11 protein-coding genes and 1 pseudogene are annotated in these 14,042 nt (G+C 63.9%); 9 read left to right on the top strand and 3 right to left on the bottom strand.

Going from position 1 to position 14,042, the window contains the following annotated elements; all coding sequences use genetic code 11:
* Both EOA24_RS10770 and EOA24_RS10765 read left to right on the top strand, forming a co-directional pair.
* A partial coding sequence (locus tag EOA24_RS10770) for a helix-turn-helix domain-containing protein (RefSeq protein ID WP_281059880.1) occupies positions 1 to 396 on the top strand: 396 nt, incomplete at its 5' end.
* 159 nt (positions 397 to 555) lie between these two features.
* Positions 556 to 903, top strand: coding sequence for a hypothetical protein (locus EOA24_RS10765; protein WP_042637278.1), 348 nt, complete (start codon positions 556 to 558; stop codon positions 901 to 903).
* 4 nt (positions 904 to 907) lie between these two features.
* On the opposite strand, the pseudogene ggt reads toward EOA24_RS10765, so the two are convergent.
* The 3 genes and pseudogenes from ggt to EOA24_RS10750 all read right to left on the bottom strand — a co-directional run bounded on the left by ggt (position 908) and on the right by EOA24_RS10750 (position 6,422).
* A pseudogene (ggt, locus tag EOA24_RS10760) lies at positions 908 to 2,645 on the bottom strand (gamma-glutamyltransferase).
* A 231-nt stretch (positions 2,646 to 2,876) separates the two neighbouring features.
* Positions 2,877 to 4,169, bottom strand: a complete 1,293-nt coding sequence (gene rhaI / locus EOA24_RS10755) for an L-rhamnose catabolism isomerase (protein ID WP_127409788.1) — start codon at positions 4,167 to 4,169, stop codon at positions 2,877 to 2,879.
* Positions 4,170 to 4,319: 150 nt separating this feature from the next.
* A complete protein-coding gene (locus EOA24_RS10750) occupies positions 4,320 to 6,422 on the bottom strand; it encodes a bifunctional rhamnulose-1-phosphate aldolase/short-chain dehydrogenase (RefSeq protein ID WP_127409787.1) in 2,103 nt (700 codons plus the stop codon).
* A 187-nt stretch (positions 6,423 to 6,609) separates the two neighbouring features.
* Between EOA24_RS10750 and EOA24_RS10745 the strand changes: the two genes are divergently transcribed.
* From EOA24_RS10745 to EOA24_RS10715, 7 genes are all read left to right on the top strand, one after another.
* Positions 6,610 to 7,419: a DeoR/GlpR family DNA-binding transcription regulator gene (locus tag EOA24_RS10745; RefSeq protein ID WP_126079319.1), complete on the top strand. Its 810-nt coding sequence runs from the start codon at positions 6,610 to 6,612 to the stop codon at positions 7,417 to 7,419.
* A gap of 55 nt (positions 7,420 to 7,474) precedes the next feature.
* A complete protein-coding gene (gene rhaS, locus EOA24_RS10740; RefSeq protein WP_042637283.1) occupies positions 7,475 to 8,470 on the top strand; it encodes a rhamnose ABC transporter substrate-binding protein in 996 nt (331 codons plus the stop codon).
* 184 nt (positions 8,471 to 8,654) lie between these two features.
* Positions 8,655 to 10,196 carry a sugar ABC transporter ATP-binding protein gene (locus EOA24_RS10735; protein ID WP_126079320.1) on the top strand — a complete coding sequence of 514 codons (1,542 nt, stop codon included), beginning with the start codon at positions 8,655 to 8,657 and terminating at the stop codon, positions 10,194 to 10,196.
* Complete coding sequence (locus EOA24_RS10730) at positions 10,193 to 11,170, top strand: ABC transporter permease (RefSeq protein WP_126079321.1); 978 nt, start codon at positions 10,193 to 10,195, stop codon at positions 11,168 to 11,170. The genes EOA24_RS10735 and EOA24_RS10730 overlap by 4 nt, the downstream gene beginning before the upstream one ends.
* A complete protein-coding gene (locus tag EOA24_RS10725) occupies positions 11,167 to 12,168 on the top strand; it encodes an ABC transporter permease (RefSeq protein WP_127409786.1) in 1,002 nt (333 codons plus the stop codon). Before EOA24_RS10730 ends, EOA24_RS10725 begins: the two co-directional genes overlap by 4 nt.
* Positions 12,168 to 12,482, top strand: a complete 315-nt coding sequence (gene rhaM, locus EOA24_RS10720) for an L-rhamnose mutarotase (protein WP_189343260.1) — start codon at positions 12,168 to 12,170, stop codon at positions 12,480 to 12,482. Before EOA24_RS10725 ends, rhaM begins: the two co-directional genes overlap by 1 nt.
* Positions 12,479 to 13,831: an FGGY-family carbohydrate kinase gene (locus tag EOA24_RS10715; RefSeq protein WP_126079324.1), complete on the top strand. Its 1,353-nt coding sequence runs from the start codon at positions 12,479 to 12,481 to the stop codon at positions 13,829 to 13,831. Before rhaM ends, EOA24_RS10715 begins: the two co-directional genes overlap by 4 nt.
* Positions 13,832 to 14,042: the final 211 nt, after the last annotated feature.

Below are 14,042 nucleotides of genomic sequence, written 5' to 3'. Positions count from 1 at the left end.
CGGCGGGACGACGTGCCGCTGCTGTTCGGCTATTTCGCCGAGCGGGCCGCCGCACGGTTCCGGCGAGCCGTGCCGGCGACCTCGGCGGCGGTCCAGCGCCATCTCAGGGAGCACGACTGGCCGGGCAATGTACGCGAACTCGCCCATTTCGCCGAACGCTTGGTGCTCGGGCTTGAGGATGTCGCCGAAACGCCTTCCCCTGCGGCAATGGAGAGCGACGCCGCGATGCCGTTGCCCGAACGGCTCGATCGCTACGAGGCCGACATCATCCGCGAGACACTTGGTCGCAATGAAGGCGACGTCCGCCGCACCATCGAGGCGCTCGGTATTCCGCGCAAGACCTTCTATGACAAGTTGCAGCGGCACGGCATCGTGCGCAGCGATTTTTCCAGATAGATCAAGCTCGTGGAACCCGATCCAATCTCCGGCCGTTGAGCTTGTCCGGCAAACCGTGGCACGTTGGCACCAGCCGGCCAGTGAACGCATCGGCGCGATGGCGTTGCCGGGTTGCGCTTGGCAGGCGTTGATGGTTTGTTGCCGCCCAGCGGAGAACGAATGATGCGCGAATCCCTCGGTCAAGACGAATACGGCTCGGCCAACCCTTTCGATCCGGACGACCTGCCCAATCTCAACGCGATGGGGCCGGTGATGGGCGGCGGCAATGATTTCGAGAAATACGCGGTCGCCGTCATCATCGTCTTCGGCGCGCTGATCATCGGCGGCCTGATGGCCGCCTCCATGTCCTTCGGCCACCGCAACGGCTTCCTGTTCGCGCTCGGCGGCGCCACGGCGGCCTGGATTTCCGGCAATGCGCTGCTGCTCGACCGCCCGCGCATCTACGCGCTGTTTGTGGCCATTGCCGCCGTCATGCTGATCGCCTCGACCATCACGTTGGTGACCTGATCAATTAATCTCCCAGCGCCTCGCCGGCAGCCGCGCGACTGTCCATGGCGCCGTTGTAGCGGGCGCCGCCGCCCTTCTCGATCTCCGCCAGGCTCTTGCCGCCGACAAGGATGCCGGCGGCCCGGACCCAGGTCTCGTCGCTGAGGTCGAGATGATAGCCCATGCCGGCAAGCAGCCGCTCCGTGTCCGGCGAAAGCCCAAAAGGTTCGACATAGACCGTGTCCGGCAGCCATTGATGGTGAATGCGCGGCGCGTCGATGGCTTCCTGGATGTCCATACCGTGGTCGATGACGTTGACGATCACCTCCAGGGTGATGGTAATGATGCGCGAGCCGCCCGGGCTGCCGATGACCATGAACGGCTTGCCATCCTTCGTTACGATCGTCGGGCTCATCGAGGATAAAGGCGTCTTCTTCGGCTGAATGGCGTTGACCTCGCCCTGGACCAGCCCGTAGAGGTTGGGCACTCCGGGCTTCTGGGTGAAGTCGTCCATCTCGTTGTTGAGCAGGATGCCGGTGCCTTCGGCGACGACGCCGGCGCCGAAGGAGCCGTTCAGCGTGTAGGTGACCGCGGCCGCGTTGCCGTCCTTGTCGATGATCGAATAGTGGGTCGTCTCCTTCGACTCGCCAAGACCCTTCGGCATCAAGTCCTTCGAGACGCCGGCGCGGAAGGGATCGATCTTGTCCCGGATGTCCATGGCGTAGCCCTTGTCAAGCAGTTTCGAGACCGGATTTTCGACGAAATCCGGGTCACCCAGCGCCGAATTGCGATCGACATAGGCATGGCGCATCGCCTCGACCATGACATGGACCGTCTCGGCGGAAGCCGAGCCGAGATAGGAGAGCGGATAGCCCTCCAGGATGTTCAGAATCTCGCAGATGATGACGCCGCCCGAGCTTGGCGGTGGCGAGGAGATGATCTCGTAGCGGCGGTAGGAACAGGTCACCGGCTTCAATTCGCGCACCGCATATTGCTCGAAATCGCCCTTGGCGAGGATGCCGCCCCTGGCGCCGCTCGCCTTGACGATGGCGTCGGCGATGGCGCCCTTTTAGAAGGCGTCCGCCCCCTTTTGCGAGATCGCCGACAGCGAGGCGGCGAGGTCCGGCTGAACGAGCTTCTCGCCGATGCCATAAGGCTTGCCGTCTTTTTCAGGAAGATCGCGGCCGCCGCCGGGTCCTTCGCCAGCCGGTCGGCGCTGTCGGCGAACCAAGCCGCGTCGCCCTGGTTGAGGACAAAACCAGCCCTGGCGTAGGCAATCGCCAGCGCCATCAGATCCTGCCTTGAGAGCGTGCCATATTTCTCGCGCGCCATCTCGAAGCCGGCCACCGAGCCCGGCACGCCGACGGCAAGATAGCCATCGAGGCTGGCGCCCTTGATCGGCTTGCCGTCCTTGTCGAGATACATGGTTCTCGCGGCGGCGAGCGGCGCGCGCTCGCGGAAATCGATGAAGGTGGTGCGGCCGTCCTTCAGCCGGATGGTCATGAACCCTTCGCCGCCGATATTGCCGGCTTCGGGAAAGACGACGGCCAGCGCGTAGCCGACCGCGACAGCGGCATCGACGGCGTTGCCGCCCTTCTTCAGCACGTCGACGCCGACTTCGGTCGCCAGATGCTGCTCCGTGACCACCATGCCGTGCTCACCCTTGGCCGGAACGGGCGACCGGCGAAGGCGGCAACGGCCGGAATGAAGGCAGAGGCAAGCGAAAGGCTGACGGCGATCAGCGACCGGCGGGTCAAGGGCATGGCGGTGCTCCTGGCGTCGAAATGCCTAGGAAAAACCGTCGGAGCGAATTAGTCCAATAACAATTGAAGTAGCGCGAGAGACCCCCTCACCCGGATTGCCAAGTCGAATTGCAAGGGCAATTCGGGCAATCCGACCTCTCCCCAAGGGGAGAGGAGCTTGCGCCGATCTCTTCTCCCCTCGGGGAGAAGGTGGCCGCGAAGCGGCCGAATGAGGGGGAGTGGCGCAGCCTATCAGACGATGCCGCCGCCGCCGCTGGCGACAGCCGGCCGCTCCGCCGCGACCTTCGCGCGATAACCCGCTTCGCGATAGGCCGCGACCGGATCGATGGCGCCGCCGGTCCGCAGGCGCGCCATGGCGAGGATCGGCTCCACATCGGTGCGGTAGGCGCTTTTAAGCGTCTGCGTCGCCATCAGCGCGTCGTTCTCCTCCTGGAAACCTTCGAGCGCCTTGCGGTCGACCAGCAGCGCCTGCGCGTAGGCGCGCTGCACCTCGACCGCCGACAGCATAAGGCTCTCGATCGGATCGGTGACGTTGTGGCTCTGGTCGAGCATATGGGCGGGATTGAAACCCTTGGCGCCGGAGAGCTCCGCATCGACCAGTTCGTTGAAGACGAGGAACAGCCGGTAGGGATCGATCGAGCCGGCATCGAGGTCGTCGTCGCCATATTTGGAATCGTTGAAGTGGAAACCGCCCAGCTTGCCGAACTGGATCAACCGCGACACGATCATCTCGATGTTGACGTTGGGCGCGTGGTGGCCGAGGTCGACAAGGCAGAAGGCCTTGGCGCCGAGCTCTTGCGCGATAATGTAGTTGGTGCCCCAGTCCTGCACGACCGTCGAATAGAAGGCCGGCTCATACATTTTGTGCTCGGTGAACAGCCGCCAGTCGTCCGGTAGGCCGGCATAGATCTCCCGCATCGCGTCCAGATAGCGCTCGAAGGTCTTTGCGAAATTGACCTGGCCGGGGAAGTTCGAGCCGTCGCCGATCCACACCGTCAGCGCCTTGGAGCCCAGCGTCTTGCCGATCTCGATGCATTCGAGATTGTGCTCGACCGCCTGCCGGCGCGTGCCGGCATCGGCATGCGAGAGCGAGCCGAACTTGTAGGATAGCTTCTGATCCTTGGCGTCGGAGAAAGTGTTGGAGTTCATGGCGTCGAAGCCGAGGCCGAAGCGCGAGGCCGCCTGCTTCAGCCGGTTCGGATCAGCCTTGTCCCAGGGGATGTGCAGCGAGACGGTCGGCGTTGCCTGCGTCAGCTGGGCAATGACGGCGCAGTCCTCGATCTTGTCGAAGATGTCGCGCGGCTCGCCGGGACCGGGGAAACGCGCGAAACGCGTGCCGCCGGTGCCGACGCCCCAGGACGGGATCGCCACGCCGAATTTCTCGACCTTGTCGCGGATGGCGTCGTTGGCGATGCCGCGGCGGTCGAGGCGTTCGCCGAGCGAGGCGTAGTCGCGCTCGAGGTCGGGTTGGCGCGCGGTGTTGTGGCTGGCGACTATGTCGGCGCGGATAATTGTTTCGGACATGCAATTCCTCCCAAGAATGCGTTCGGCTGGCGCCGCCCCTCATCCGCCCTTCGGGCTTTCGTCCTTCGAAAAGCCAAGCAATTGGCTTTTCGACCGCTACGCGGCCACTCCTCAACTGCCCGTATAGAGACGGGGAGAAGGAAAGGGCGCCTAGCGCGTAAAGCTTTGCGCGTTGCCGGCGTCGACATTGACGATGTTGCCGGTCGATTTGGCCGACATGTCGGAGGCTAAGAAATAGATCGCCTCGGCAATGTCTTCCGGGAACACCGAGCGCTTCAGCATCGAACGCGAGCGGTAATGCTCCTCGAGGTCGTCGGTCGACATCTTGTAAGCCGCGGCGCGCTGTTCCTTCCACTCGCCGGTCCAGATTTTCGAGCCGCGCAGCACGGCGTCCGGATTGACGACGTTGACCCTGATCTGCGCTTCGGCCCCCTCCAGCGCGAGGCAGCGGGCAAGATGGATCTCCGCGGCCTTGGCGGTGCAATAGGCCGACGCATTCGGCGAGGCGGCGAGCCCGTTCTTGGAGGCGACGAAGACGACGTTGCCGCCGATCTTCTGGGCGCGGAACAGACGGAAAGCCTCGCGCGAAACCAGGAAATAGCCGGTGGACAGGATGTCCATATTCTTGTTCCACAAGGCCAGTGTCGTCTCCTCGATCGGCGCCGAGGAGGCCAGGCCGGCATTGGAAACCAGGATGTCGATGCCGCCGAATTCGACCGCCGTTTCGGCGAAGCCGGAAAGCACTTGCTCCTCGGAGGTGACGTCGATCCGCACCGGACGGACGAAGTCCCTTCCGAAGGTTTTCGAGAGCTCGTCATTGGCACTGGCCAAAGCGGCCTCGTCTATATCGGCAAGCACGACGCAGGCGCCTTCGCGCAGCAGCCGGTTGGCGGTGGCGCGGCCGATGCCCCCGGCGCCGCCGGTGACCAGCGCGATCTGGCCGGCCAGCGCCTTCGGCTTCGGCAGGCGCTGGAGCTTGGCTTCCTCGAGTTGCCAATATTCGATGTCGAAAGCCTCCTGCGCCGGCAGGCCGACATAGGACGAGACTGTCGAGGCGCTGCGCATGACGTTGATGGCGTTGACATAGAACTCGCCGGAGATGCGCGCCGTCGCCTTGTCGCCGGCGAAGGTGAACATGCCGACACCGGGCATCAGATAGACCACCGCATTGGGGTCGCGGATGGCGGGCGAGTCCGCATGCTTGCAGGCGTCGTAATAGGCCTGGTAGCCGACGCGGTATTCGGCAATGTCGTCGGCAAGCCGTGCGATGACGGCGTCGATATCTGGCTTCGCCGGATCGAACTCGATGACCAGCGGCCGGATCTTGGTGCGCAGGAAATGGTCCGGGCAGGAGGTGCCAAGCGCCGCCAGCGGCCGCAAATCCCTGGAATTGACGAATTCGAGCACGGCCGGCTGATCGTCGAAATGGCCGAGCTTATGGCTCTTTTCGGAAATCAGGCCGCGGATCCTCGGCATCAGCTTGGCGGCAATGGCACGGCGCGCCGGCGCGTCGAGCGATTGCACCGCCTCGCCACCAAAAATAGCCACGCGTTCCGACCGGCGCTCGAACCACTCGATTGCCTGGTTGATCACCGAGATCGTGGTCTCGTAGCATTCCTTGGGCGTGCAGCCCCAGGTGAACAGGCCGTGGCTTTCAAGCACAACGCCCTTGGCCTCAGGATTTTCGAGGCAGAATTTCTCCAGCCACAGGCCAAGCTCGAAGCCCGGCCGCTTCCAGGGCAGCCAGCCGATGGCGTCGCCGAAGATCTCCTTGGTGATCGCCTTGGAATCGTTGGCCGCCGCGACCGCGATGATGGCGTCGGGATGCATGTGGTCGACGCAAGCCTTCGGCACATAGGCGTGCAGCGGCGTGTCAATCGAGGCCGCGCGCGGATTGAGGTTGAAGGTGCAGTGGGGCAGATAGCCCACCATCTCATCCTGGTGCTCGACGCCGCGATAGAGCCCCTTGATGGCGCGCAGCTTGTCCATGTAGAGGGTGGCGAAACCGTCCAGCTTGATCGAGGCGCTGTCGCCGCCGGAGCCCTTCACCCACAGGACCTCGACATCCTCGCCGGTCAGCGGGTCCTTCTGCCAGACCTTGGACGAGGTGTTGCCGCCGCCATAATTGGTGACGCGCTTGTCGGATCCCAGCGTGTTCGAGCGATAGACCAGGAGCTCGGGACCGCTCATCCCTTCGGCTTTTGCATCGTCCCACAGATTGGCGAGGCGCGAGCCGGAGCGCTTGTCGAGCATAGGTATCCTCCCTTGGAGCGCATGTCGCGCTCCTCATTTCTTGCTCGGGAATGTCTACGCAAGCGCCCCGCTTGTCAATCACAAACGATCAATATCGATCATATTGCACTGCACAATGAAAATATATGATCGGAAATGATTGACACTGCGCGTTTTCTGAGGCCTGATGTTTGGGCAGGGAGGAACCATGCACGAAAAAGAGCGCCACAGGATCATTCTGTCCGCCGTCCAGGAAAAGCCTGTGGTGACGGTGCAGGAGATGGTCGAGCTGACGGACTCCTCCGAGGCGACGATCCGGCGCGACATCGCGGCGCTGCATGTGCAAAAGCGCCTGCGCCGGGTGCGCGGCGGCGCCGAGGCGATCTCGCCGCCGCAATTCATCGGCCTTGCCGGCCGGCCCTTCTCCGTCAACGAAACGCTGAACGCCGCGCAGAAGCGGGCGATCGCGCGGGAAGCGGTGAATCTGTGCGCCGACGGCGAGCCGATCATCATCAATGGCGGCACCACCACCTTCCAGATGGTGCATTTACTGACCGGACGCCGCATGCCGATCTTCACCAACTCGTTCCCGATCGCCGAGCACCTGCTCAAGCATTCCAAAAACACGGTGATGCTGTCGGGCGGCACGATCTACCGCGAGCAGAACATCATCCTGTCGCCCTTCGACAATGACGTGACGCGCAATTTCTATGCGCGGCGCATGTTCATGGGCGCGCAGGGCCTGGGGCCGCTCGGGCTGATGGAGGGCGATCCGCTGCTGATCCAGGCCGAGCAGAAGCTGATCGACCAAGCCGACGAATTGGTGGTGCTGGTTGATTCCACCAAATTCCGCATGCGCTCCAGCCTGATCCTGTGCGGGCTATCGCGCATCGCAACCGTGATCACCGACGACGGCATCGAGGACCGGGAGGCCAAGATGCTGGAAACGGCGGGCGTGGCGCTGATCGTCGCCCGCAGACAGCCAAGCGACAGGGAAGAATCTTCACTGCAGGCCTGAGGGAAACTCACGCCCGCAGCGGCGATGGAATGCAACGCTCAAGGGAGGATATTCGATGAGCTTTTTGAAGAAACTGCTGGTCACGGCGGCCTTTTCCGCCGCCATGTTCGTGAATGCCGCCTATGCCGAGAACGTCAAGATCGCGCTGGTGGTGAAGTCGCTCGGCAACGGCTTCTTCGACGCCGCCAACAAGGGCGCCGAGGAAGCGGCCAAGGAATTGGGCGATGTCGACGTCATCTACACCGGCCCGACCAAAGCCACCGCCGAAGCGCAGATCGAGGTGATCAACTCGCTGATCGCGCAGAAGGTCAATGCCATCGCCGTTTCGGCCAATGACGCCGACGCGCTGGTGCCGGTGCTGAAGAAGGCGATGGATCGCGGCATCACCGTCATCTCCTGGGACTCGGGCGTCGCCAAGGAAGGCCGCCAGCTCCACCTCAACCCGTCCGACACCGGCCTGATCGGAGAGACCATCATCAAGCTCGCCGCCGACTATTTGCCGGAAGGCGGCGACGTCGCGATCCTCTCGGCCTCCTCGACGGCGACCAACCAGAATGCCTGGATCGAGGCGGCCAAGAAGGTGCTGCCCGAGAAGTTCCCGAAGATCAAGCTGGTCGCCACCGTCTACGGCGACGACGACTCGGCCAAGAGCACCGACGAAGCCAAGGGCCTCTTGAAGTCCTATCCGAACCTCAAGGCGATCATCGCGCCGACCACCGTCGGCGTCGTCGCCGCCGCGCAGGTCGTCACCGACGAGAACCTGATCGGCAAGGTCAATGTCACCGGGCTGGCACTGCCGTCCGAGTTCAAGAAATTCATCGACAACGGCGCATCGCAAGCGGTCGCGCTGTGGAACCCGATCGACCTCGGCTACTCGGCGATCTACCTCGCGCACGACCTGGCGGTGAAGAAGGAAGAGGCCAAGCCCGGCGCCACGCTGTCGATCGGCCGCGTCGGCAAGGTGACGCTCGACGACACCAACTCGGCCGCGATGGCTCCGCCCTTCCAATTCGACAAGACCAACATCGAGAAGTTCTCCAAGATCTACTGATCCTGGACCGACGGCGCTGCCCCCTCATCCGGCCGCTTCGCGGCCACCTTCTCCCCGGCGGGGAGAAGAGCCTGGAGCCAAGCTCGCAAACCTCCTCTCCCCTCGGGGAGAGGTCGGCCGAGCGAAGCGGGGGTCGGGTGAGGGGGAGGCGACACGCAAGCGATTCACTGGGCTTGATACGACTATGGATACGACGGCCCATCACGGCAAAGCAGACGAGCGGCTCGCAACCTCGGCCCCCCGCTTGACGCTCGCGGGCATCTCGAAAAGCTTCCCGGGCGTCCGCGCCCTGCACAATGTCAGCCTGTCGCTCTACCCGGGGCAGGTGACGGCGCTGATCGGCGAGAACGGCGCCGGCAAGTCGACGCTGGTCAAGATCATGACCGGCATTTACCAGCCCGATTCCGGCGAGATCGGCATCGACGGCCAGGCCACCACGCTGCCCAGCGCGCACGCAGCATTCGGCCACGGCATCACCGCCATCCACCAGGAAACCGTGCTGTTCGACGACCTTTCGGTGGCCGAAAACATCTTCCTCGGCCACGCGCCGCGCACCCGCTTCGGCACCATCGACTGGCCCACGATGCGCAGCAATGCCCGCGAGGTGCTGGAGACGATGCGCGCCGGCCATATCGACGCCGACGCGCGCCTGAAGGACCTCGGCATCGCCAACAAGCACCTGGTTGCGGTGGCGCGCGCGATGTCGATCGATGCGCGCATCGTCATCATGGACGAGCCGACCGCGGCGCTTTCGATGAAGGAGATCGAGGAGCTTTTCCTTTTGATCGAATTCCTGAAGAGCGACGGCAAGGCGGTGCTCTTCATCAGCCACAAGTTCGACGAGATCTACCGCATCGCCGACCGCTACACCGTCTTCCGCGACGGCGAGATGGTCGGCGAAGGGCTGCTCAAGGACACCGGCCAGAACGAGATCGTGCGCATGATGGTCGGCCGCAACGTCGACCATATCTTCCCGCAGCGCGAGCCGAAGATCGGCGCGCCGGTGCTGTCGGTTTCGGGCCTGTCGCATCCGACCGAGTTCGACAACATCGGCTTCGAGCTGCGCAAGGGCGAGATCCTCGGCTTCTACGGGCTCGTCGGCGCCGGGCGCAGCGAGGTCATGCAGGCGATCGCCGGCATCACCCGCACCAGCCGAGGCACTATCTCGTTGGACGGTACATCGATCGCGCCGAAATCGGCCGCGGATTCGATCGGGGCCGGCATCGTCTATGTGCCGGAAGAGCGCGGCAAGCAGGGCGTTGTCATCGGCCTGCCGATATTCCAGAACGTATCCCTGCCCTCGCTGGCGCGCACCTCGAAATCCGGCGTGCTGAGGCTGGCGGAAGAGTTCTCGCTCGCCCGTTCCTACACCGAGCGGCTGGACCTGCGCGCCTCATCGCTCAGCCAGGATGTCGGCACGCTTTCCGGCGGCAACCAGCAGAAGGTGGTCATCGCCAAATGGCTGGCCACAGCGCCCAAGGTCATCATCCTCGACGAGCCGACCAAAGGCATCGACATCGGCTCCAAGGCCGCCGTGCATGGCTTCATGGCCGAGCTGGTCGCGCAGGGGCTTTCGGTGATCATGGTGTCGTCGGAGCTGCCGGAAATCCTCGGCATGTCGGACCGTGTCGTCGTCATGCGAGAGGGCCGCATCGCCGCGACCTATGACAACAAGGGCCTCGACGCCGAGACGCTGGTTCGAACCGCAGCGGGAATCGCGGCATGAAGAGCTTCCTCAAATACCGAGAAATCTGGCTGCTCGCCGGCATCGTCGTGCTGATCGGACTGATCTCGACGCGCTTCCCCGGCTTCGCCGATCCGGCCAATCTGCGCCAGGTGTTCAACGACACATCGATCCTGATGATCCTGGCGCTGGGACAGATGGTGGTGATCCTGACGCGCTCGATCGACCTCTCGATGGCGTCCAATCTCTGTTTCACCGGCATGGTAGTGGCGATGCTCAACGCCGCGCATCCGGCGATCCCGATCCCGGTGCTGATCGTCATCGCGCTCGCCGTCGGGCTGGTGCTTGGCGCGATCAACGGTTTCCTGGTGTGGCGGCTGAACGTTCCCTCGATCGTGGTGACGCTCGGCACCCTCACCATCTATCGTGGCGCCACCTTCGTCGTCTCCGGCGGCGCCTGGGTCAATGCCGACCAGATGAGCCCCGACTTCATCAATTTCCAGCGCGCCGCCTTCCTCGGCCTTCCAGTGCTGTCCTGGATCGCCATCATCGTGATCGCGCTGTTCTTCCTGGTGATGACGCGGACCGCGATCGGCCGCTCGATCTACGCCATCGGCGTCAACCCCACCGCCTCGGTCTATGCCGGCATCGATGTCGGCCGCACCAAATTCATCGTCTTTTGCATTTCCGGCATGATCGGCGGGCTTGCTGGCTACCTCTGGATCTCGCGCTATGTGATCGCTTCGGTCGAGGTCGCCAACGGCTATGAGCTCAACATCATCGCCGCCTGCGTCATCGGCGGCATCTCGATCGCCGGCGGCATCGGCTCGGTCGGCGGCGCAGTGCTGGGCGCGCTGTTCCTCGGCATCATCTCCAACGCGCTGCCGGTCATCAACATCTCGCCCTTCTGGCAGATGGCGATCTCGGGCAGCGCCATCATCCTGGCCGTGGTGCTCAACGCGCGCGGCGAGCGCCGGCAGGGCCGCATCATCCTGAGAAAGGCGGAAGCGGCATGACCGACACCCCTGCCCCGCGCCACATCCCCGACCGGCTCGACAAGCCGCTTTCCTCGGCGATCTTCTCCTGGGAGGCGCTGCTGGTCGTCATCGCGGTCGCCATTTTCGCGGTGAACAGTTTTGCTTCGCCCTATTTCCTCGACCCGTGGTCGCTGTCGGACCTGACCTTCAACTTTACGGAAAAGGGGCTGATCGCGCTTGCGATGGCGCTGCTGATGATCTCCGGCGAGATCGATCTGTCGGTCGCCGCGATCGTGGCTTTGGCCTCGACCATGATGGGCATGGCGGTGCAGGCCGGCGCCGGCACGCCGGTGCTGGTGGCGATCGGCATTGCCGTCGGCCTCGCCTGCGGCGCCTTCAACGGGCTGCTCGTCACGCGGCTCGGCCTGCCGTCCATCGTCGTCACCATCGGCACGATGAGCCTGTTTCGCGGCATCGCCTTCATCATCCTCGGCGACCAGGCCTACAAAGGCTATCCGGAAAGTTTTGCGTTCTTCGGCCAGGGCTATGCCTGGTGGGTCTTCTCGTTCGAGCTGGCGCTGTTCCTCGTCGCGGCGCTGATCTACTGGTTCGTGCTGCACCGCACGAGCTTCGGCCGCCGCGTCTTCGCCATTGGCAACAATCCGGTCGCCTGCCAGTTTTCCGGCGTGCGGGTCGACCGTATAAAATTCATCCTGTTCTGCCTGACCGGGCTGATGTCGGGCATCGCTTCGGTGCTGATCACCTCGCGGCTCGGATCGACGCGACCGTCGATCGCGCAGGGTTATGAGCTCGAAGCGATCACCATGGTGGTGCTTGGGGGTGTGTCGATCCTCGGCGGCGCCGGCAGCATCCTTGGCGTCGTGCTGGCCGCCTTCATCATGGGGCTGGTGACGTTTGGGCTTGGTTTGCTCAACGTGCCGGGCATCGTCATGTCGATCTTCATCGGCTTGTTGCTGATCATCGTCATTGCATTGCCGATCGTCTGGCGGCGGCTGCGTGAAGGACGCTTCGCCTGATGGAGAAATACGCCTTCAAGATGAAGCTCAATCCCGGCATGAAGGCCGAGTACAAGCGCCGCCATGATGAGATCTGGCCTGAGCTGGTTGCACTTCTGAGAGAGGCCGCCGTCTCCGATTATTCGATCCATCTCGACGAGGAGACTAATATCCTGTTCGGGGTGCTGTGGCGCCGCGATGACCATGGCATGGCCGACCTGCCGAAGCACCCGGTGATGCAGCGCTGGTGGGCGCGTATGGCCGACCTCATGGAGACCAAGCCCGATAACGAGCCGGTGGCGGTGCCGCTCGAAACAATGTTCCATATGGCATGATCGTCGCCGTCATCGATATCGGCAAGACCAACGCCAAGGTGGCGCTGGTCGATCTCGCGACATTGAGCGAGATCGCGCTGCGCCGTATCGCCAACGCGCCGGTGCGGCAGGCGCCCTACCCGCATCACGATGTCGAGGCGCTGTGGACGTTCATCCTGAACAGCCTAGCCGATCTCAACCGCGAACGGCGCATCGATGCGATCTCGATCACCACGCATGGCGCGACCGGCGCGCTGGTCGGCGCCGCCGGCGAACTGGCGCTGCCGGTTCTCGACTACGAGTTCGACGGCCCCGACCAGCTTGCGGCCGACTACGATGCTGTTCGTCCGCCCTTCGCCGAGACCGGCACGCCGCGGCTGCCGATCGGCCTCAATCTCGGCGCGCAGTTCTTCTGGCAGCAGAAGCGCTTCCCGCCGGAATTCGCACGAGCCGCCGCAATGCTGATGTATCCGCAATACTGGGCGCTGCGGTTGACCGGCGTCGCCGCCAATGAGGTGACGTCGCTCGGCTGCCACACCGATCTGTGGAATCCCTGGACATCCGACTATTCCTCGCTGGTCGACAGGATGGGCTGGCGCCGGTTGATGGCGCCGGTGCGGCAGGCCAAGGACCGGCTTGGCCCGATCCTGCCAACGATTGCGCAACGGACGGGGCTCGCCCCACAGACCCCGGTTTTCTGCGGACTGCACGATTCCAACGCCTCGCTGCTGCCGCACCTGCTGTCCGACGCGCCGCCCTTCTCCGTCGTCTCGACCGGCACATGGGTGGTGTCGATGGCCGTGGGCGGCCGGAAGGTCGAGCTCGATGCGGCGCGCGACACGCTGGTCAATGTCAACGCGCTGGGCGATCCGGTGCCGTCTGCGCGGTTCATGGGGGGACGCGAGTTTTCGCTGCTGACCGAGGGCCAGCCGCAGGAGTGGAGCGATGACGATGTCGCCGCCGTGCTGGCGCGCCAGGTTCAGCTTCTGCCTTCGACGCAGCAGGGTTCCGGACCCTTTCCGCATCGCGCCGCGCAGTGGGTCAATGCCGGGGGCTTGAGCCCCGGGCAACGCTTCGCCGCCATCTCGTTCTATCTCGCGCTGATGAGCGCGACCTGCCTGGAATTGATCGGCGGCGATGGGCCGACAACCGTCGAGGGACCATTCGCGCGCAACCCGCTTTTCATCAAAATGCTGGCGGCGGCGACGGGCCGATCCGTCGTCGCGTCGGAGACCTCGACCGGGACCAGCATCGGCGCCGCGCTGTTGGCGTCGGATGGCATTGACACAGCAAGCAAGGGCGAACAAACGGAACCACAAGCGGAACCGGTCTGGGGCGACTACGCAGAGGCGTGGCGGCTGGCCGTCTAGACGTAGCCCTTTTTCTGAGAGTCCGGTGCTGCCCCTCATTGCCCTGCCGGGCATTTCTCCCCGTATAGTGACGGGGAGAAAGACGCTGTTGTCCCGGCCTTCGCCAATTTTCGACGCACAGAATGGGCGCCGGCGGCGCGGCTGTCCAGCGGATAGATGGGTAACACTTTGAACCGGATACATAGGTAACAGTTTTCTCTCCCTATGATGC

Origin of the sequence: Mesorhizobium sp. M2A.F.Ca.ET.039.01.1.1, assembly GCF_003998035.1 — a bacterium.
In the GTDB taxonomy this organism is placed as follows: domain Bacteria; phylum Pseudomonadota; class Alphaproteobacteria; order Rhizobiales; family Rhizobiaceae; genus Mesorhizobium.
This window is presented reverse-complemented; position numbering and strand designations above follow the sequence as displayed.